Below are 19,665 nucleotides of genomic sequence, written 5' to 3' on the forward strand. Positions count from 1 at the left end.
ATAAAGTAGAGGGGAGAAATCTGTCTCTTTATAAAATAGTTATTTATAAAAAGTCACATAAAAAGAACTCGCCAGACGTATGACAAGTTCTTTAGTGTATTATTGTTGAATTGCTGCATCTAAAGCGATTTCAATCATTTCGTTAAATGTAGTTTGACGCTCTTCAGATGTTGTTTCTTCGCCAGTGAAGATGTGATCGCTAACTGTTAATACAGATAATGCATTTACGCCGTATTTCGCTGCTAATGTATAAAGAGCAGTTGTTTCCATTTCTACTGCTAATACACCGTAATCTCCAAGTTTTTTAACCATGTCCATGCTTTCGCGATAAAACACATCTGCTGTTAAGACGTTACCGACACGAACGTGTAATCCTTTTTCAGTTCCAGCATCGTAAGCTTTCTTTAAAAGATCAAAGTTTGCAGCTGGTGCGAAATCAAATCCTGGGAATGTTAAACGGTTCATATTAGAATCAGTACAAGCCGTCATTGCGATAATAACATCACGAACTTTTACATCTTTTTGAATTGCACCGCAAGTGCCAACGCGAATTAAATTTTTAACTCCGTAGCTTTGGATTAATTCGTTTACATAAATAGAAATAGAAGGAACACCCATACCTGTACCTTGAACAGATACACGTTTTCCTTTATAAGTTCCAGTAAAACCTAACATACCACGTACGTTATTATAGCAAGTAACATCCTCTAGAAATGTTTCAGCGATATATTTTGCACGTAATGGATCACCTGGTAATAGAATAGATTCAGCGATTTCGCCTTGTTTTGCTTCGATATGTACACTCATGAAAAGTCCTCCTTATAATGTATTGATAGAAATCAATATCATTTGCATTATACACTACGAATCCTTTCAATTAAAATCTTTTTATTATTTGTAATATGTGCAAAATAGGAGGATTTCATAAATCATAATCTAGAATATATAGCTTAAGAAGTTTTATGTGAACAGAGACAATAAAAATGGTAGGTGATGTTTTGAAAAATCTTGTCATTGGGCTTATTGCGTTAGTACTTATTGTGGCAGGAGGATTTTACATAAAAAAATATCAAGAAAACGAAGAGACTGTAGGAGATGTTCAGGAAGTAAAGTGGGATATGTCAAATGGAAAGGGAAATGAGAAAGTAGATATTGTATTTCAGTTGTTAAACAAAAAGAATAATGAAATTCGTGGTGTAAATGATCAAATACGGGCAGTGATTGTAGATGGACAGTTAAAACACATACAACAAATTAAACCTACATTTGCAGGGAACGGGTCATATAAGTTATCTTCCAAAATAGCGAAAGATGAAGAATATACGATATTTTTATACGAAGATAAAAATAAGTCCGTAGAGTCATTCGCTAGGAAAGATTTTGGTAGAACGAAAGAGGAGAACAATAAGAAAAAAGTGAAATTTCCAATCGACAGTGTACTTACAAAAAAAATAGGGGAGTATGAAGTTTCTCTTTTATTTGGCGCATTACATCCGAATGAACCAGTTACGTTAACATTTCAGTTTCAAGCGAAAAAGGGTGAAAAATTGAAATTACATTCAGAGAGAGGAGAAGTAGAGTCACTCTATATCGTGGATGAAACGAAGGAGAACTTTTTATACGCTATGCCTGTGGATACGGATGAACAATTACAATACCGTATTACATTTCCTGCCGAGGGTACGTATAAAATGTGGGGGAATTTCTATATAAATGGTAAGAAATATGAAAAAGAATTTATTGTACAAGTTCAAAAAAGAAAAAACAGCTAAGAATTTAGCTGTTTTTTCTTTTTCCTATTAATTTTGTTACAGAGAGCATTGTAATTGGTAAAGAATGATTCTTCCTAAATGCTAAATATTTACCGCTCCATGCTGGTTTATATTTTTCTTTAAAATGTCGTAATCCGCTGAAACTATACGTATAACGAACGTTATTAAAGATTGCAGCAGCCACTCGTTCAGACCAGAAAGACTGTGTGGATAAACCAACATTTGAAAGTGGTGCCATACCAATATTAAAGGAGTGGTATTCATTTTCTTTTGCCCATTGGAATAAGTGGATGAAAATTGCGTCCATAATGCCGCTAGGCGCATCTGGATAATATCGCATTAAATCGACAGATAATGATCCGTTTTGATATACGGGCATGAATGTTGTGAATGCAATAATTTTTCCATCCGCATCAGATAATGTTGCAATGGGAGCGCGACTAATATATTCACGATCGAAGTATCCGAGTGAAAAACCTTTCTCTTTTTTTCCACCAAGCCATGCATCTGAAACTTTTCTTAACTCTTCATATAATTCGTCTGAGAAAGGTGGCTCATGAATAGAGAATGTATAGCCTTCTCTTTCAAAACGGTTGAAAGTAGCTCGCATGCCAGCGCGTTTCTTTCCTGTTATTGTAAATGTATTTAAATCAACAACAGCTTCTTCACCGAGCTTAAAGAAGTTATAACCAAAATCGTGATATAAACTCATCCATTTACTTTCAATTTGGTAGAATACACAAATGTATCCAAATCGATCAGCCTCAGCTAAAAACTCTTGCAATACAGTACGATAGGAGGAAGGGTCCCCGATTGGATCACCTAGTACAATAAGTCGTTTTCCAGTTATTGAGAAGAGAATGAGTGCTTTTCCATCACTACTGAAAAAGAACTGTTTATCTCCTAAAAAACCTAAATGACTAAGTACATTTCCACCATGTTCATCTAAGAAGTTTTGTAATCTTTTATCATTAGCTGGTTGCCCGGGAAATTCATTTCGATAACGATTTGCAATGAGTGAACCAATTAGTAAAAAAGTAGGAACAAAAAAGGCAGCTGCTAATGCACTTCGTTTCACTTGTGTAATATTACGAACGACAAAATCAGGTTGGAAAGCTTCTTTTGCACTTGCAAATAAAATACCTAAGTTTTTATATAAATATAACGTTACAAGTAGGAATATAAAAACTTTTACGATATCGGAAAGTGAGACTTCCATTTTCTCACGTACAAACCTTTTACGAAGCATATACAATACAGCGAGTACGATTAATAAAATAAAAGTTTCTTCAACATCAATTCCTTTTAGTGTATTAAAAATAGCCGCTCCAATTAAAGAAACAATCGTCATATAATAAGAACGTTTTGTTCCGTAATATATCCCTCGTGAAAGAATGAGGAGGAGAATACCGAATGTTAGCGATAAGCTAAAAGAAAATTGAATAAGATGTTTTGGAGCTAGAATATGTAAGGCGTGTGCCCGATTTATACTTGTCGGTAGAATAGTTGATAAAATAACCATTAAGCCAGCAAATACTGTTAAAGCAGCAGATGCCCAAGAACCTAACTTTCCTAGAAAGTCACGCTGCAAAGTCCATATAACACCAGTTGTCTCTAATGCAGGCGCAATAAAGGGTTTATCTTCAAACTTTTTAATGGCTACTCCTGTCATTTCAAAAGCTGCAAAAATGAGACCAAGGCAGAATGGTAAGATGTAATAGACGAGACGATATAATAACATAGCAGGAAGCAAAACACCTGTATCGATGCCGTATTGCCCAAGCCCAGTTAAGAAGACAAGATCAAATGATCCAAGACCACCAGGAACAAGACTAACGACACCAGCTAAAGCAGCAATGACATATACGCCTAAAAACTTTTGGAATTCGATTTCAATGCCAAATAATAGTAATATGACGTACATAACAATACCAGCAGATACCCATTCGACTAATGAAACTAATGAGTATAAAACAGTTGGATTTTTCTCCTCTTCTTCTTGTCCCTCTGTTTGCATCGCTTTTCTATTTTTTAATTTAGAAAATCCGATATATATAGGGACGAAAAGAGCAAAGAAGATAAGAACAGGCCATAGCCATGGTTTTTCATGCAAAATAAATCTCGTGTCTAATATTCCGATAAGACCAAGAAATGAAAGAATGGCTAATCCATTAATAAAGGCAGTTGTCATCCAAGCGATACTTTTAATAAGTTTTCCATTTTCTTTTATGTATGGACGATAAAGCATTGTGCGTACGCCAGCTCCAACTAGACCACCAAACCCGATAAATCCATTTAAAGTATTAGCAATCCACGAGATACGGAAAATCTTTTGGACAGGGATATCAGCTTTTAAGTAACGAAGCATAACATAGTCATAAAAGAACATTGTTGATACAGCGAATGCACCAAGTGTAATTGCTAAAAAGACTCCTCCAGTTGGAATGTTTTTAATTGTATCAATCGCTTCTAAAAAAGAAATGCCCGCTAATTCTTTTTTTGCTTGAAAGAATACAATTGTTAATACAACAAATGGGAAGATAATTTTCCCGATTAGTAAGAAACGTTTCCATGAAAACGACATAAATACAACTCTCCTTGTATAAGAAAACTGAGACAATAATATTATTATGACAAACTTCAAGAAAAATAAAAAGGTAAATTCCTGTATAGGGGAGCTATTTTTTATATAGGTATATTTAAAAGAATATTTTGTTTATCAGAAAATTAAGTTAGAATAAGATGAAAGAAGGTGGAGGGGAGTATATGATTATAAAAGGTTATGTAGGATATGAGTTAGAAAAGGCGAAACCTAATACATCAGAAGATTTTTTTAACAGATCTGAAGTGACATATATATTAAATGATAAAGAGAAAACTTTTTCGGTTTTATACGTTCGATATTTTGAAGAAGTTTTACAAGAAATTACTCCTTTTGAAGGAAATCCAGTGTATAAAGTAGAAGAACAAAACATATATTTGCGCGATATTGTAGCGATATGTTGTTTAGTGAAGGATAGGGAACTTCGTGCGCAAAAACGTTTGTATTTAAATAACCTGGAAGAATTTCAACAATATTTTGATGAGGGAACGGTGTCGAAAGTACAAGAAATATTGGCTGAATTACATAAAAATAAAAGAGTAGAAATAGCGTGAAATGGCAAAGGAGAGAGAAAAAATGTCTAATTTGATGGTTGAAAATCAAACAGAACAAGTTTCTATATTTTTAGAAGATGCTATTAATTTGATAACCAATTATGTAAATTATCATACGTTGCCTTCTTTATTAGAGGAAACACCAGCAGGGAATGAGCAATATTATAAAGGGTTATTAGCATCAATGAGACGACTTCTCGTTTTTTGCGAAGAAGGACATGATGCATGTTTTGTTTTGTTGAATAGTCAGCCATTTCGAAAAACAGCAGCTGAAAAAATTTTATATAAGATTTACCATCAAGTAATTGCAGAGTTTTTTTCACCAAAGAGTGATTATTGGTATGAAAATAGTCGGTCTGCATATACAGGAAAAAATTCTATCGTTTTTCAACAAACACCACCTGCATCTTTGGGGCAAGTGATGAAGAGTTTAGAAGGTAAATTTCAATTGATGCGTGAAGAACTAGAATATTATGAGACGGATTATCAGACAAAGATGTTACACAAATATTGATTGCGGAAAAGAAGCTAAGGTGACTTAGCTTCTTTTCCTTTTGTACAGTTATATAAGGGATTTTTATTGAATATAGTTAAGTGGATAGCATTAGGGAGGTGCAACATGAATCAGCAAGGTGTATTTACAGATTACTTTCATGAAGTAGAAAATTGGTGTGAAAGTGTTCTTCACGTATTAGATAGCCGCGCAATGGAAGTGTATGATGTCCATATGCTTGCTTATAAAATTCAGGCGTTGTTAGAGCGTATGAAAGAGCATGAGTATGAAACAGATGCAGAGTTTATGTATGAAATAAGTGATGATGTAGAACATATTCAGCATCACTTGCAGGAAGTATTTATGCAAGAAGAAGAGGAATATGAATTATATGAAAGAGGGGATAGCGAACGAGCTGTTCCAATTGGAGGACATACACTCCCGCCATTACCTTATCCGTATAATGCGTTAGAACCTTATATTTCTAAAGAAATTATGATGTTACACCATGATAAACATCATCGGAGTTACGTGGAAGGGTTAAATAAAGCTGAGAAGATGATGGAAGAAGCGAGAAAAACAAATCAATTTGATTTAATTAAGCATTGGGAAAGAGAAGCGGCTTTTCATGGGTCAGGTCATTACTTACACACGATATTTTGGAATAACATGAAAAAAGACGGTGGTGGGAGTCCAAGAGGTGCTTTTTCACAACAAATCGAACAAGATTTTGGGAGCTTTTTACGTTTCCAAAAACATTTTACAGAAGCGGCCTCTAAAGTAGAAGGTTCAGGCTGGGCAATTCTCGTTTGGGTGCCCCGGTCTGGAAGGTTAGAAATTTTGCAAAGTACACTTCATCAATTATTTACACAATGGGATACGATACCACTCCTTGTACTAGATGTCTGGGAACATGCGTATTATTTACAATACCAAAATCGAAAAGATGAATATATTAAAAACTGGTGGAATGTTGTAAATTGGCCTGATGTAGAAAAAAGGTTTGAAACTGCGAAACAAATTGAATGGACACCATATTAGACGCAAATTCTCTGCGTCTTTTTTAATGGAAGCAGAAGGAAGATTTCGTTCATATTTTAAAAGGCCAAGCATACACTTGTACAAAAAGTGCCAAAAGGACGTGGGGGGAAATATGAGACGAATTTGTGTAATCATTACGCTTCTTATTATGTACGCAAGCGTTATGCCGATTCCTACATATGCAAAGATGAACAGCAATGTCAGTGCTCGAAATGCTGTATTAATGGAGCAACAGTCTGGTCGTGTATTATACGGAAAAGCAGAACATGAACCTCAAAAAATTGCTAGTATAACAAAAATTATGACTGCCTTGTTAGCTGCTGAATCAGGGAAGATGAAAGAAATGGTGTCAGTTAGCAATGAAGCGGTGAGGGTGGAAGGATCAGCAATCTATTTAAAGCCTGGACAAAAAGTGAAGTTAGAAGATTTAGTATACGGACTCATGCTTAGATCTGGTAATGACGCAGCGCAAGTAATTGCTGAAAGTGTGGGTGGGAGTATAGATGGATTCGTATATTTAATGAATGAAAAGGCGAAAGAAATTGGAATGAAAGATACTCACTTCTCAAACCCTCATGGTTTAGATGGAGATGGATCACATTATTCGTCGGCTTACGATATGGCGTTATTAACGAAGTATGCAATGGGAAACGAGTCATTTAAAAAAATCTTTGGAACAAAAACGTATAAATCCGATTCTTGGGATTACCCGTGGAAAAATAAACATAAGTTGGTAACGTCTTATTATGAATTTGCAACAGGAGGAAAAACAGGCTTTACGAAGAAAGCAGGAAGAACGCTTGTTACAACGGCATCAAAAGATGGACTAGATTTAATTGTCGTAACTTTGAGTGCTTCTAGTGATTGGGATGATCATATGAATCTATTTGATAAAGGATTTGAACGTTTCAAGCAAACGAAAGTTTTAGGACAAGGAGCAATTGCTGAAATAAATGAAAAGAAGTATGCCAACCATGTTTATACGAAAAATAGTTTTTCCGTGCCGTTAACTGAAGAGGAAAGAAAGAACGTATTATTAAAAGTTGAACTGGATAAAAGTATAACGCTTGAGGATGGAGTAAAGGTTGGAAAGACAGATGTTTATGTTGGCAATGAGAAAGTTGGAGAACGGAATTTATTTTATAGTAAACGGAAGTTAGTAGCTACAACGGGACTTTACTGGAATAATGTGAAAGAAATTTTTTCTTACATGATAGGTGTTGGGAACAATGGTTAATCTCGTATGGGTAGCGATGGCTGTCATTGGGATTGTATACGCCATGATAAATGGAACGATGGAAGAAGTGAATAAGGCTGTATTTGACGGAGCAAAAGATGCAGTAACGATTTGTATAGGACTTATTAGTGTTTTAGTATTTTGGCTTGGTTTAATGAAAATTGCAGAGGAAGCCGGATTGTTAAAAAAATTAGTTTCACTTTTTATGCCGATAGTAAAAAGGTTGTTTCCAGAAATACCAAAGGATCATCCGTCCATGGGATTTATTCTATCAAATATGATGGCAAACTTTTTTGGTCTAGGTAATGCAGCAACCCCTCTTGGTATTAAAGCGATGGAACAACTAAAAGAGTTAAATGGAGGAAAGGATTCGGCGAGCCGTTCTATGGTGACGTTTCTAGCATTAAATACATCAGCTATTACATTAATTCCTACGACAGTCATTTCAATTCGAATGACATATGAATCAGCCAATCCTACTGAAATTGTTGGGGTAACATTTATTGCACAAGTACTTTCTATGATTGGAGCAATTTGGATTGACCGCTATTTTTACCGAAGAAGGAGTAGAAAGGGGCGGAAAAAATGAGTATTGTAAATACAATTTCCTTATGGGTAATCCCTTGTGTAATTGGTTTTATCCTTTTATATGGCACGATAAAGAAAGTGCCGACGTATGAATCGTTCGTTGAGGGAGGAAAAGAAGGGATTCAAATTGCAATTTCCATTTTACCGTTTATGGTTGGAATGCTTGTGTCTATTTCTATATTCCGATCGTCAGGTGCGCTAGATGCAATGATATCAGTAATGAAGCCAATGCTAGATTTAATTCACGTTCCAGCAGAAATCGTTCCATTAGCACTAATACGTCCTATTTCAGGTTCTGCTGGTCTAAGTATTACGACTGATTTAATTGCTACATATGGGCCAGACTCATTCATTGGGAGATTAGCTTCTACGATGCAAGGGAGTACAGATACGACTTTTTATATTTTAACAGTATACTTCGGAGCTGTTGGTATTAGAAAAATGGGAGATGCATTAAAAGTAGGTCTTTTTGCAGATTTAATCGGAATTATTTGCTCGATTGTCTTTGTTTCCCTATTGTTTCAGTAAAGCTATTCATTTTTTATGCTATTTCGCGTATAATACGTATACGACCACTATTAAGGTGTAGCTTAATAGTGGTTTTTTTATGCAGTATTTTTGACAAAATGATGAACTTTTATTGTGAGAAATATGAAAAATATGGACAATAATAAAGGATAAAAACATGATTTGACCTTTATATGTTTAATATCATCGCTATGTTGTTTAAGGGAGATGGAGCGAATAACCGTAAAGCGTATGCGGTTGCCAAGTCTTTCTAATGTAAGGTAAGATAAATTCGAGGTGAAAAAAAGAAATGGAACGATTACAAAAAGTGATTGCGCAAGCAGGTATTGCATCGAGAAGAAAGGCTGAGGAATTAATTCAGCAAGGAAAAGTGAAAGTTAACGGAAAAATAGTGAAAGAGTTAGGAACAAAAGTAACTCCTCAAGATAAAGTAGAAGTAAATAACATCCCTCTTGAAAAAGAAGAACCTGTTTATTTTTTACTATATAAACCAACTGGTGTAATTTCAAGTGTATCAGATGATAAAGGTAGAAGTGTTGTAACAGACTTTTTCCCTGAAATTACACAACGTTTATTCCCAATCGGACGTCTAGATTATGATACGTCAGGAGTATTATTAATGACAAACGACGGGGACTTCGCAAATATATTAATGCATCCTAAATATAAAGTTGAAAAAACGTATGTTGCAAAAATAAAAGGCCCATTAACAGGTGAGAAAATTCGCATGTTAGAACGCGGTGTTGCATTAGAAGATGGTAAAACAGCACCAGCACATGTGAAAATTATTTCTTGGGACAAGCGTAAAGAGATGGCTATTGTACAATTAACAATTCATGAAGGACGTAATCGTCAAGTACGTCGTATGTTTGAAGCGTTAGACTGTAAAGTAGTGAAATTAAAACGTGAACGTTATGCTTTCTTAGAAGTAGGAAGCCTGCGACCTGGTGATGCGAGAGAATTGACACCACATGAGGTGAAACAATTACGCGCGCTTGCTTCTACAAAGCCAAGATAAGCTATAGAGTTAAAAATTCACCAGTGGAGTGCTCTGCTGGTGATTTATTCAATACAACATTTACAGAAGATAATACATAACATTTACCGAGGAGAGGAGAGGTAATATGAAGAAAAATCGCTTATTATTTCGCGTTATTATTCTACTCATTTTATGTGGTGCTGTAGGATTTACCCTTTATCAAGGATTCTTTGCTAATAAAGAGAAAATGCAAATCGGAAAAGAAGCACCTAACTTTGTTGTGACAGATTTAGAAGGGAAGAAAATTGAACTAAAAGATTTAAAGGGAAAAGGTGTATTTTTAAACTTTTGGGGTACGTGGTGTAAACCTTGTGAAAAAGAAATGCCTTATATGAATGAATTATATCCAAAGTATAAAGAAAAAGGCGTTGAAATCATAGCGTTAGATGCAGATGAAACGGATATTGCAGTAAAGAACTTTGTGAACCAATATGGTTTGAAATTCCCAGTTGCTATTGATAAAGGACAAAAGATTATAGGAACATATGGAGTAGGTCCATTACCGACAAGCTTTTTGATTGATAAAGATGGAAAAGTAGTGGAGCAAATTATAGGTGAACAAACGAAAGAACAGTTAGAAGAGTATTTAAAGAAAATTACTCCGTAATAAAGAAAGCCTTTACATAAGAGGTGCGTGTCTATAGTGCCTCTGATTTAAAAATTCTGAGTATTGCGGTAACTCGAGGTTAGAATATACAATAGTACATATAGATACAGGGGCGGTGAGAGTGTTGAAAGAAATTAAATGTGAATGTGGACATGTTAATCCGATAGGAACCGTTTTTTGTGAAGCTTGCGGGAAACCATTTGAAAGCAATGAAAATGCAAAACTATTGGATATGCGCTATGAGGGGAGTGCACGGAGATCTCTCACGCAAACAAAAACGATAGTCAATAAAATTTGGAGCTTTTTCTCTTCTGTAAAAGTCGGTGTATGGCTAATCGTAATAACTTTAGCTGCATCAGCGATAGGAACTATTTTTCCGCAAGAAATGTACATAACTCCAGGGATTGCACCAGCTGAATATTATAAGCAAGAATACGGATTTTTAGGGCAATTATACTATCAATTAGGATTTAATAATTTATACGGTTCATGGTGGTATATGATTTTGATTGCTTCTATCGGTATTTCACTTGTGATATGTAGTTTAGACCGCGTTATTCCACTTTATAAAGCTTTAAAAAAGCAAGGCGTAAAAAGACATCCTAGTTTTTTAAAGAGACAGAGATTATATGGGACTGGTACACCGCAAGATGGTGACCTGGAAAGAGTGCAAAAGAATTTAAAGAAAAGAAACTATAACGTGAAAGTGGAAGACGGAAACGTTTTAGCAGAAAAGGGACGCTTCTCGCGTTGGGGTCCATATGTAAATCATATCGGTCTTATTATCTTTTTATTCGGTGCGATGCTTCGTTTTTTACCGAGTATGTACGTAGACGAAGCACTTTGGTTACGTGATGGTGAAACGAAAGAAATACCAGGGACGGATGGACAATACTACTTAAAAAACGAGAAATTTATAAAAGAAGTTTATGATAAAAGTAAGGACAAGGAAGTTTTTGAGGAAGCGATTGATCGTGTAGGCGATAAAATGATTGCGAAAAACTTCCAAACGAATGCTGTATTATATAAAGCTGTGGGCGAAAATATAGCAGGGCAAAAACCAAAGTTGGAAAAAGTAAAAGAAGCGGAAATTCGAGTAAATGAACCACTGAAATTTGATCAATTTGCAGTGTATCAAGTGGATTATAAAGAAAGTGAATTTAAAAGTATGTCCTTCAACTTGCAAAATAAAGAAAATAATCAAAAATGGGGACCGATTAAAGTAGATTTAACGAATCCTAAGGAAAAATATGATTTAGGAAATGGTTATTCTCTAGAACTATTAAGCTATTTTCCTGATTTTTATTTTGATGAGAATGGAAAACCGAATACAAAAACGAAATTACCGAACAATCCTGCATTTGTATTTAAAATGTTTACACCTGAAACATCAGATGGTGAAGTGAGTTTTGTTGGTATTCAGCAAAATATAGAACCTGATGGAAACAACAAATATAAAATGTCGTTTGCGGGTGTTGAAATGCAAAATGCAACAGCACTTACTGTAAGAAAAGATTTAACGCTTTGGATTCTCGGTATTGGAGGATTTATATTTATGGTTGGTGTCATTCAAGGTATGTATTGGAATCATCGCCGTATTTGGATACAACGTGTTAATGATGAATGGTGGATTGCAGGGCATACGAATAAAAATTGGTTCGGTTTAAAGAAAGATATTGAAAGAGTAATAGAAGGTACAGCAATTCCACAGCCAAATGATAAAGTAATCGATAAAAAAATTAGTTAAGGTGGGGAAACGATATGGTGCAAATAAGTAGTAACTTTCTCTTTACCGCATTTATTTTATATTTAATTGCGACTCTATTTTTTGGTGGAGCCATTAAAGAAAAGGGTCATAAATGGGCAAATGTAGGAATAACAATTACAATTTTAGGGTTTATAGCACAAACAGTATATTTTGTTACAAGGTGGATTGCATCAGGGCATGCGCCAGTTAGTAACTTTTTTGAATTCGGTACATTTTTCGGCATGATGCTTGTAGGAGCATTTATTGTAATGTATTTTATGTACCGCGTAAGTATAATTGGACTATTTGCATTACCAGTTGCGCTTTTATTAATTGCCTATGCAAGTATGTTTCCGAGGGAAATATCTCCGCTTATTCCATCTTTAAAAAGTAATTGGTTACATATTCACGTGACGACTGCAGCAGCAGGACAAGCAATTTTAGCGATTAGTTTTATTACGGGCGTCATGTATTTATTAAAAAATGTAGATCAATCAACGAGAAGTAAACGGACATTTTGGCTAGAGACGGTAGTGTTTACGCTTGTTTGTACAGTTGGATTTATTGGAGTAACAACGGTATTTTCTAGTATGAAATATGAAGCGAAGTTTCAATGGGTTGATAAAAATGAACAACAACTGGAAATGAAGTACAATCTTCCAGCTTTAGTAGGACCGCATGAAGGGAAGTTACAGACAGAAAATAAATTAGAACCGGTAGTTGAAGTTCCAGCGATTGTAAATGCGAAAAAATTAAATACTGTTATTTGGTCAGTGTTAGTTGGAACATTACTTTATATTGTATTAAGGCTTGTTTTACGGAAGCGAGTATCGGCGGCACTTCAGCCGTTAGTAAAGAATACGAATAGTGATTTACTAGATGAAATCGGATATCGATCTATTGCAATTGGATTCCCAGTTTTCACATTAGGAGCGTTAATTTTTGCAATGATTTGGGCTCAAATAGCGTGGACGCGTTTTTGGGGCTGGGATCCGAAAGAGGTTTGGGCACTTATAACGTGGCTCTTTTATGCTGCAGTACTACATTTACGATTATCTAAAGGGTGGCATGGAGAGAAATCAGCTTGGCTTGCAGTAATTGGTTTTGCAATTATTATGTTTAACTTTATTGTAGTAAACTTAATTATTGCCGGTTTACATTCATATGCATAGAGAAATAAAATAGGAGAGTGCATGTCACTTTCCTATTTTATTTTTGTCAACTTTTCTTCTTTTTTGAGAAAAACATGACAAAGTAGCGGTTGATTTTGTAAAATGATGTCGAGGACATTATATACTGTTCAAAAAAAATACATAGTTTTGGAAAAAAATTGAACAAAATTTATTATTCTTGTGAAGCATAATATGGGAAGTGAAACATTTAGAAGATTGCTTAAATAAACGAGAATAGCGCAACATAATAGTAAAGAAGGGTAGGTGTGAACCGCTGAGGTGAGAGTACGCAGCGGGTAGAGATGGAAAATGAATCAAGAATTTTAATTGTAGATGATGAGGATCGTATTCGTCGTTTATTGAAAATGTACTTAGAAAGAGAACAATACACAATTGAAGAAGCAGATAATGGTGATACAGCTTTAGAAATGGCGTTGCAAAATGATTACGATTTAATCTTATTAGATCTTATGATGCCTGGTAAAGATGGCATTGAAGTATGTAAAGGGGTTCGTGAGAAGAAAGCGACACCAATTATTATGCTGACAGCAAAAGGTGAAGAAGTAAATAGAGTACAAGGATTTGAAGTTGGAACAGATGATTATATTGTAAAGCCATTTAGTCCACGTGAGGTCGTGCTACGTGTGAAAGCGGTATTACGTCGTGCTGTACCAACAACATTCTTTACACAAGATACAACGACAAAAGATGTTACTGTATTCCCGCACTTAACAATTGATAACGATGCACACCGTGTTACTGCAGATGGTAATGAAGTAAACTTAACGCCGAAAGAATATGAGTTACTATTATTTTTAGCGAAAGCTCCTGATAAAGTATTCGATCGTGAGCAATTGTTAAAAGAAGTATGGCAATATGAATTCTTCGGAGATTTACGTACAGTTGATACGCATGTAAAGCGTTTACGTGAGAAGTTAAGTAAAAAATCACCAGATGCTGCGAAGATGATTGTTACCGTTTGGGGCGTAGGTTATAAATTTGAGGTTGTGAACGACTGATGCTTTGGAGAAGTGTAGTAGGGAAGTTATGGATGACTATATTACTTCTCGTTTCGTTTGTGCTTGGATTTGTTGCGATTTTACTTTCACAGTTTTTTAGAACATATTATGTTGATATGAGTGAAGATAGGCTTCAAAAAGTTGCAACAAGTGTTTCAGAGTTAATTGAAGAAGGCGCCGATGTAAAAACGATTGAGAATATCGCGTACAAATTCTCTGATTCACTTTCAAGGATCATTATTGTAGAAGATGGTAAAGAAATATCATCTTCGCCGAAACAAGAAGGGTTAGTCACTCTTACAATGGATGATTTGAAAGAAGATAAAGAATTAGCGGCTGTTTTCACAGACAAAAAAGAAATTAAGAATAACATTAGAAAAGCCTCTAATAGTAGAAAGAATAAAAACACTGAAAATGATATTATGATTGTCGGAAAACCAGTGCAGTCAAAAAATCAAAGTGCAGTGTTCGTATACGAATCTTTACAAGTACCGATACAAGGCATGGAGAGAACGACTGATTTTATATTCTTATCAGCAGGGATTGCGATTATATTAACAACGTTCTTTGCATTCTTCTTGTCTACTCGAATTACAGCACCACTCCGTAAAATGCGTGAAGTTGCTTTTGAGGTGGCGCGTGGGAAGTTTGATGCGAAAGCTCCTATGGTGTCTCAGGACGAGATTGGTGAGCTTGCAACGGCCTTAAATCAAATGGGGAAACAGTTGAAGTTTAATATGAATGCACTGCAGCAAGAAAAAGAACAGTTAGCTAGTATTTTAAGTAGTATGGCAGATGGGGTTATTACGTTAAATCAAGAAGGTGAAGTCGTTGTAATTAATCCGCCGGCCGAACATTTCTTACAAGTTTGGCAAGAAGAAAAAGAGATAGAGCTAAGTAAAAAACTACCTTCTGAACTTGTGGAACTATTCCATCTTGTTGTAGAAAGTGAACAACAACAAGTTGTTGAAATTAATTTACAAAAAGGGAACTATGTAGTTCTTATGACGCCGCTTTACAATCAAACGAAAATTCGTGGAGCTGTAGCGGTACTGCGAGATATGACGGAAGAACGCCGTCTTGAAAAGATGCGTCAAGACTTTATTGCGAATGTATCGCATGAACTTCGTACACCAATGGTAATGCTGCAAGGGTATAGTGAAGCGATTTTAGATGATATTGTGCAAACGAAAGAAGAAATTGATGATTTTGTTCAAATCATTTATGATGAATCCGTTCGTTTAGGTAAACTTGTAAATGAATTATTAGATTTAGCACGCATGGAAAGTGGTAATGTAGAGTTACATATAGGTGAAGTTGATATTCATCCTTTCGTTGAAAAAATAGGTCGTAAATTCCAAGGGATTGCAAAGGATAAAGAAGTCGCATTAACGGTTGATTTCCAAAATCCAATTGAGCAATACCCATTTGATGCAGATCGTATGGAACAAGTATTGACGAATTTAATTGATAACGCAATTCGTCATACGAATGCAGGCGGACATGTAACACTTGTAATTGATACGAAAAATAATGGCCTCATTTTTGAAGTACAAGATTCGGGTGCAGGCATTCCAGAAGAGGATATTCCATTTTTATTTGATCGTTTCTATAAAGCTGATAAAGCAAGAACACGTGGGAAAAAGGGTGGAACAGGACTCGGGCTTGCGATTGCGAAAAATATTGTTCAAGGTCATGATGGTAAAATTTCTGTTTCAAGTGTTGTTGGAGAAGGAACTACATTCTCTGTATATTTACCGAATCGTATAATTTAGATATGTGTTTTTAAAGTTGATAATGAATAAAGTTCTGCTGTTTTTTATTTTTTTGTAAACTCAATTAAATAAAGAATGGTAGAACTTTTTTCTATGTTGCTCGAATAAAGAATAACAAGAGAGGTGCTGTGAAGAAATGAAATTATATACAAAAACAGGAGATAAAGGAACGACAAGTGTAATAGGCGGTAGGGTTGATAAAGATGATATCCGTGTGGAAGCGTATGGAACAATAGACGAGGCGAATTCTCATATCGGATATGCAATGACTAAGCTTCAAGGCGGGACTTATAGAGATATTTACAATGAGCTCGAAAATATTCAACATGAGCTATTTGATTGCGGAGGAGACTTGGCAATAGTGGAACAAAAAATTCCTTATAAGGTGACAATTGAGATGGTTGAAAGCTTAGAAAGAAAGATTGATTTGTATATAGAAGAAGCACCGCCGCTAGAGCGCTTTATTTTACCAGGTGGAAGCGAGTCGGCAGCTGCTATTCATATTGCACGTACAGTTGTAAGGCGAGCAGAACGATGTATCGTGTCCTTACAAAAAGAAGGAGAAATAAATGAAGTTGTTCTAAAGTATGTAAATAGATTATCTGACTATTTATTTGCAGTAGCTAGAGTAATAAATGCCCGATTACAAGTGAAAGATGTGGAGTATAACCTTAGTGCATTAGTTTTTCGTGATAAGAAAGAGAAGGAAGTGGAGTAATTCACTTTCTTTTTTTGTATACTTTTTTCTGTAATATACCAAAATAGAGAAGGTATGGTGGTAATTAGAAAACGGAGGATGTATATGAAAGTTTTAAAATGCGGAGTCATGTTATTGAGTATACTGTTTGTATCTCAATTACATGTTTATGCAGAAGAAAATCGATGGACATGGCCTGTTGAAGGTCAGATAAGTGATTATTTTGGGACAAGGCATGGAAAACACTATGGTATTGATGTAGCTGCACCGATTGGAACGCCTGTGGCAGCTATCCAAGATGGTAAGGTAACGAAGTCTTATTATTCAAGTAGTTATGGAAATGTTGTATTTATTAAACACGGAGAATATGAGGCTGTATATGCACATTTAAATAAGAGATATGTGGGTCAAGGAGATTATATTTCAAAAGGTGAAAAAATTGGAGAAGTAGGGAACACGGGAGAATCGCGAGGTGCACACTTACATCTAGAACTTCATCAAGGAAGATGGACGATGGCGAAAAAGAATGCGATGAACCCATTGCTTGTTTTAAGTGAACAAAGAAATGAAGTTGTTTCTTCATCATTATATGTCGTACAAAAAGGGGATACTTTAGTTAGTATTGCACGGAAATTTAGTATGACACTTAAGGAAATTAAAGAAAAAAATGGATTGCAGCAAGAGCTAATTTATCCTAATCAACAATTATATGTTAAGTAAAGGTAACGTCTCAAAAATTAAACTTTGAATATTCTTAAATAAGGTTCAATGTAAATGAAATTATATGGGCGCTTCTGCTAGAAGTATTGAGTGAATTAGAGTATTTATATCTAAAAGAAAACCGTCCCAAAATTTATTTTGGGACGGCTTCTTTTACCAAAAAATAAAGACACATATAAATCCAGAAATAGCTAAATAGCTATATAAGTAAAAAACTTTTGTTCTTGTTTTCTCTTTTGTTCGAAACAGTACGATAGTCGGTTCAATTAAACCGATTGTCAAACAAAGTAGGCCAAGAAGCATACAACCAATCGAAATAGAATACAGGGCGATTTGTGGTGCTTGAAATGGAATCATCCATTTTAATAAAAATGCAATAAGTGCAGTGTAACAAATGCTACCGATGTATTTATTCAGTGGTGTATTAGAACGAAAACCAGGAAGTTTTTTTAAGAAAGAGCGGGAAACAACTTCTGTTTGTAAAGATGTATGCTCTTCAATAATTCTTTGAGCTTCTTTTCCTTTTTGAAAAAGGGATAAGATCCAATTTCGCTCACCCTGAAAAATAAATTGAGAAGTTGTCAAATAGTGATCAATCTTCACTTTACTCCAACTTTTCCACGGATGACGCTCACACAATTTTAATTTACTTTCTGTTTTTTTATCATACTGATAAATACTGATGCCATCTTCATCGAAAGTAGCATAGTATGTCTCGTTTGAGAATGTGCCTAAATCAATTGGGCAGTAGAAAAGTAATTCTTTTTTTAAGTAAAAGTATTCTTTTCTTAAGTTTTTTTTCATTGCTTCTCGAATAGAATGTCTCTTTTCTTTTTTCATGACATTTCCTCCATAACTCAGAAAATGTTCTTATCTTAACAATTCAATATCTTATCACTTTTAATTATATATGACTAGGTAATTCAAAAGAGAAATGCCGAATAATAAAAAATATGGATTGTATTGTAAAATATCTCGCAATTTATTTATTGTTACGAAAAATAAATAACTAATTTTAAATAAGTTACAATTTTTTTGTTCACAATGTTATGAGGTTGTTGTATAATGAAGGGGAAAATAGAATATCGGTCTATCTTCGGGGCAGGGTGAAAATCCCGACCGGCGGTGATGAACTATTTATGATTTTGTTCTAAGCCCGCGAGCCGTTAAGGCAGGATTTGGTGTGATTCCAAAGCCGACAGTACAGTCTGGATGGGAGAAGATGGAGGTTCAAGCGTTCAAAAAAGATATGGATTTGAACGTCTGTTTGATGTGCCTTAAATTCTCCCTTTGTGTAAAACACAAAGGGTTTTTTCGTTCTATGAAAAAATAGGCATAGCAGAACCTTTCCACTTTCCATGAGAAGATCGATGGAAAAGGAGAGAGAAAGATGAAACAAAAAAACAGTGTGGTGCAGATGGTGAGTGTAGCGATGCTAAGTAGTATTGCATATTTACTAATGATGTTAGATTTCCCGTTCCCAGGGCTTCCGCCATTTTTGAAAATTGATTTTAGTGATGTACCAGCTCTAATTGCAGCAATTATCTTTGGACCAGTAGCTGGAGTGATTGTAGAGGCAATAAAGAACATTTTACATTACGGGATTCAAGGAAGTTTAACGGGAGTACCAGTTGGAGAAATTGCAAACTTTATTGCAGGATGTTTATTTATTGGACCAGCAGCTTTCTTATTTAGAAAGTATCGTACTGTGAAGAGTTTAACGACAGGGTTAATGCTAGGGACAATTACAATGGCACTTATTATGAGTGTATTAAACTACATCATCATATTCCCGGCGTACACTTGGTTTTTAAATTCACCAGCTATGTCTAGCGAAGCTATAAGAACAACGGTTGTAACGGCAATCTTACCATTTAATTTAATTAAAGGAATTGTTGTAACAATTGTATTTGTGGCATTATTCTCACGCCTGAAAGTATGGGTGTTTACAAAAATGAAAAATGCATAATATATATAAACCATTAGTAGTGTGGAACTACTAATGGTTTTTTATTAAGGAAAATAAAATTTAGATACAAAAAATGCCCCTCATCAATATGAGGGGCATTTTTTG

At 35.0% G+C, this 19,665-nt stretch carries 19 protein-coding genes and 1 riboswitch; of the genes, 16 read left to right on the plus strand and 3 right to left on the minus strand.

Annotation, left to right across the window (positions count from 1 at the left end):
* Positions 1-99: 99 nt before the first annotated feature.
* A complete protein-coding gene (gene deoD / locus NZ044_RS07565) occupies positions 100-807 on the minus strand; it encodes a purine-nucleoside phosphorylase (protein ID WP_000110707.1) in 708 nt (235 codons plus the stop codon).
* A gap of 176 nt (positions 808-983) precedes the next feature.
* Here deoD and NZ044_RS07570 point away from each other — a divergent pair, with 176 nt between their 5' ends.
* Positions 984-1,772, plus strand: coding sequence for a hypothetical protein (locus NZ044_RS07570; protein WP_118961694.1), 789 nt, complete (start codon positions 984-986; stop codon positions 1,770-1,772).
* Positions 1,773-1,776: 4 nt separating this feature from the next.
* Here NZ044_RS07570 and mprF read toward each other — a convergent pair whose 3' ends face one another.
* The gene (mprF, locus tag NZ044_RS07575) at positions 1,777-4,356 is read right to left on the minus strand and encodes a bifunctional lysylphosphatidylglycerol flippase/synthetase MprF (RefSeq protein WP_340949641.1); all 2,580 of its coding nucleotides are present in this window, start codon (positions 4,354-4,356) and stop codon (positions 1,777-1,779) included.
* A 182-nt stretch (positions 4,357-4,538) separates the two neighbouring features.
* On the opposite strand from mprF, the gene NZ044_RS07580 reads away from it, so the two are divergent.
* The 14 genes from NZ044_RS07580 (at position 4,539) to NZ044_RS07645 (ending at position 17,591) form a co-directional block, all read left to right on the plus strand.
* Positions 4,539-4,928: a hypothetical protein gene (locus NZ044_RS07580; protein WP_000584359.1), complete on the plus strand. Its 390-nt coding sequence runs from the start codon at positions 4,539-4,541 to the stop codon at positions 4,926-4,928.
* Positions 4,929-4,950: 22 nt separating this feature from the next.
* Positions 4,951-5,442, plus strand: a complete 492-nt coding sequence (locus NZ044_RS07585; RefSeq protein ID WP_000067555.1) for a YpuI family protein — start codon at positions 4,951-4,953, stop codon at positions 5,440-5,442.
* Positions 5,443-5,547: 105 nt separating this feature from the next.
* Complete coding sequence (locus NZ044_RS07590) at positions 5,548-6,462, plus strand: superoxide dismutase (RefSeq protein ID WP_001075736.1); 915 nt, start codon at positions 5,548-5,550, stop codon at positions 6,460-6,462.
* Positions 6,463-6,574: 112 nt separating this feature from the next.
* A complete protein-coding gene (locus NZ044_RS07595) occupies positions 6,575-7,699 on the plus strand; it encodes a D-alanyl-D-alanine carboxypeptidase family protein (RefSeq protein WP_001252627.1) in 1,125 nt (374 codons plus the stop codon).
* Positions 7,692-8,288 (plus strand): spore maturation protein SpmA, encoded by a 597-nt coding sequence (gene spmA, locus NZ044_RS07600; protein WP_000247810.1) that lies wholly within the window; start codon positions 7,692-7,694, stop codon positions 8,286-8,288. The genes NZ044_RS07595 and spmA overlap by 8 nt, the downstream gene beginning before the upstream one ends.
* Entirely contained in the window at positions 8,285-8,815 is a 531-nt protein-coding gene (spmB, locus tag NZ044_RS07605) for a spore maturation protein SpmB (RefSeq protein WP_000029514.1), read from the plus strand. The genes spmA and spmB overlap by 4 nt, the downstream gene beginning before the upstream one ends.
* 289 nt (positions 8,816-9,104) lie before the next feature.
* The gene (gene rluB, locus NZ044_RS07610) at positions 9,105-9,833 is read left to right on the plus strand and encodes a 23S rRNA pseudouridine(2605) synthase RluB (RefSeq protein ID WP_000440553.1); all 729 of its coding nucleotides are present in this window, start codon (positions 9,105-9,107) and stop codon (positions 9,831-9,833) included.
* Positions 9,834-9,939: 106 nt separating this feature from the next.
* Positions 9,940-10,461 (plus strand): thiol-disulfide oxidoreductase ResA, encoded by a 522-nt coding sequence (gene resA, locus NZ044_RS07615; protein ID WP_000742193.1) that lies wholly within the window; start codon positions 9,940-9,942, stop codon positions 10,459-10,461.
* Positions 10,462-10,582: 121 nt separating this feature from the next.
* Positions 10,583-12,208, plus strand: coding sequence for a cytochrome c biogenesis protein ResB (gene resB, locus NZ044_RS07620; protein ID WP_118961695.1), 1,626 nt, complete (start codon positions 10,583-10,585; stop codon positions 12,206-12,208).
* 14 nt (positions 12,209-12,222) lie between these two features.
* Complete coding sequence (gene resC / locus NZ044_RS07625; RefSeq protein WP_000250089.1) at positions 12,223-13,380, plus strand: cytochrome c biogenesis protein ResC; 1,158 nt, start codon at positions 12,223-12,225, stop codon at positions 13,378-13,380.
* 302 nt (positions 13,381-13,682) lie between these two features.
* Positions 13,683-14,399: a DNA-binding response regulator ResD gene (gene resD / locus NZ044_RS07630; protein ID WP_000426861.1), complete on the plus strand. Its 717-nt coding sequence runs from the start codon at positions 13,683-13,685 to the stop codon at positions 14,397-14,399.
* Positions 14,399-16,174, plus strand: coding sequence for a sensor histidine kinase ResE (gene resE / locus NZ044_RS07635; RefSeq protein ID WP_098506669.1), 1,776 nt, complete (start codon positions 14,399-14,401; stop codon positions 16,172-16,174). Before resD ends, resE begins: the two co-directional genes overlap by 1 nt.
* 136 nt (positions 16,175-16,310) lie before the next feature.
* Positions 16,311-16,892 (plus strand): cob(I)yrinic acid a,c-diamide adenosyltransferase, encoded by a 582-nt coding sequence (locus tag NZ044_RS07640; RefSeq protein WP_098506668.1) that lies wholly within the window; start codon positions 16,311-16,313, stop codon positions 16,890-16,892.
* An 84-nt stretch (positions 16,893-16,976) separates the two neighbouring features.
* Positions 16,977-17,591: a peptidoglycan DD-metalloendopeptidase family protein gene (locus NZ044_RS07645; protein ID WP_000866113.1), complete on the plus strand. Its 615-nt coding sequence runs from the start codon at positions 16,977-16,979 to the stop codon at positions 17,589-17,591.
* A 153-nt stretch (positions 17,592-17,744) separates the two neighbouring features.
* On the opposite strand, the gene NZ044_RS07650 is transcribed toward NZ044_RS07645, so the two are convergent.
* Complete coding sequence (locus NZ044_RS07650; RefSeq protein ID WP_000711799.1) at positions 17,745-18,431, minus strand: hypothetical protein; 687 nt, start codon at positions 18,429-18,431, stop codon at positions 17,745-17,747.
* Positions 18,432-18,679: 248 nt separating this feature from the next.
* A riboswitch (FMN riboswitch) is annotated at positions 18,680-18,819 on the plus strand.
* A 162-nt stretch (positions 18,820-18,981) separates the two neighbouring features.
* Between NZ044_RS07650 and NZ044_RS07655 the strand changes: the two genes are divergently transcribed.
* Positions 18,982-19,560 (plus strand): ECF transporter S component, encoded by a 579-nt coding sequence (locus tag NZ044_RS07655; protein WP_098390660.1) that lies wholly within the window; start codon positions 18,982-18,984, stop codon positions 19,558-19,560.
* The last annotated feature ends 105 nt before the right edge of the window (positions 19,561-19,665 follow it).

The sequence above is a fragment of the Bacillus sp. FSL K6-1338 genome, assembly GCF_038006965.1.
Lineage (GTDB): Bacteria > Bacillota > Bacilli > Bacillales > Bacillaceae_G > Bacillus_A > Bacillus_A thuringiensis_S.

Coding starts and splice junctions, on each gene's coding strand:
- NZ044_RS07570 (WP_118961694.1), top strand. CDS start 984: ATGGTAGGTGATGTTTTGAAAAATCTTGTCATTGGGCTTATTGCGTTA.
- NZ044_RS07645 (WP_000866113.1), top strand. CDS start 16,977: ATGAAAGTTTTAAAATGCGGAGTCATGTTATTGAGTATACTGTTTGTA.
- mprF (WP_340949641.1), bottom strand. CDS start 4,356: ATGTCGTTTTCATGGAAACGTTTCTTACTAATCGGGAAAATTATCTTC.
- resA (WP_000742193.1), top strand. CDS start 9,940: ATGAAGAAAAATCGCTTATTATTTCGCGTTATTATTCTACTCATTTTA.
- NZ044_RS07585 (WP_000067555.1), top strand. CDS start 4,951: ATGTCTAATTTGATGGTTGAAAATCAAACAGAACAAGTTTCTATATTT.
- deoD (WP_000110707.1), bottom strand. CDS start 807: ATGAGTGTACATATCGAAGCAAAACAAGGCGAAATCGCTGAATCTATT.
- rluB (WP_000440553.1), top strand. CDS start 9,105: ATGGAACGATTACAAAAAGTGATTGCGCAAGCAGGTATTGCATCGAGA.
- spmA (WP_000247810.1), top strand. CDS start 7,692: ATGGTTAATCTCGTATGGGTAGCGATGGCTGTCATTGGGATTGTATAC.
- NZ044_RS07640 (WP_098506668.1), top strand. CDS start 16,311: ATGAAATTATATACAAAAACAGGAGATAAAGGAACGACAAGTGTAATA.
- resE (WP_098506669.1), top strand. CDS start 14,399: ATGCTTTGGAGAAGTGTAGTAGGGAAGTTATGGATGACTATATTACTT.
- resD (WP_000426861.1), top strand. CDS start 13,683: ATGGAAAATGAATCAAGAATTTTAATTGTAGATGATGAGGATCGTATT.
- NZ044_RS07580 (WP_000584359.1), top strand. CDS start 4,539: ATGATTATAAAAGGTTATGTAGGATATGAGTTAGAAAAGGCGAAACCT.
- NZ044_RS07595 (WP_001252627.1), top strand. CDS start 6,575: ATGAGACGAATTTGTGTAATCATTACGCTTCTTATTATGTACGCAAGC.
- NZ044_RS07655 (WP_098390660.1), top strand. CDS start 18,982: ATGAAACAAAAAAACAGTGTGGTGCAGATGGTGAGTGTAGCGATGCTA.
- NZ044_RS07590 (WP_001075736.1), top strand. CDS start 5,548: ATGAATCAGCAAGGTGTATTTACAGATTACTTTCATGAAGTAGAAAAT.
- spmB (WP_000029514.1), top strand. CDS start 8,285: ATGAGTATTGTAAATACAATTTCCTTATGGGTAATCCCTTGTGTAATT.
- NZ044_RS07650 (WP_000711799.1), bottom strand. CDS start 18,431: ATGAAAAAAGAAAAGAGACATTCTATTCGAGAAGCAATGAAAAAAAAC.
- resC (WP_000250089.1), top strand. CDS start 12,223: ATGGTGCAAATAAGTAGTAACTTTCTCTTTACCGCATTTATTTTATAT.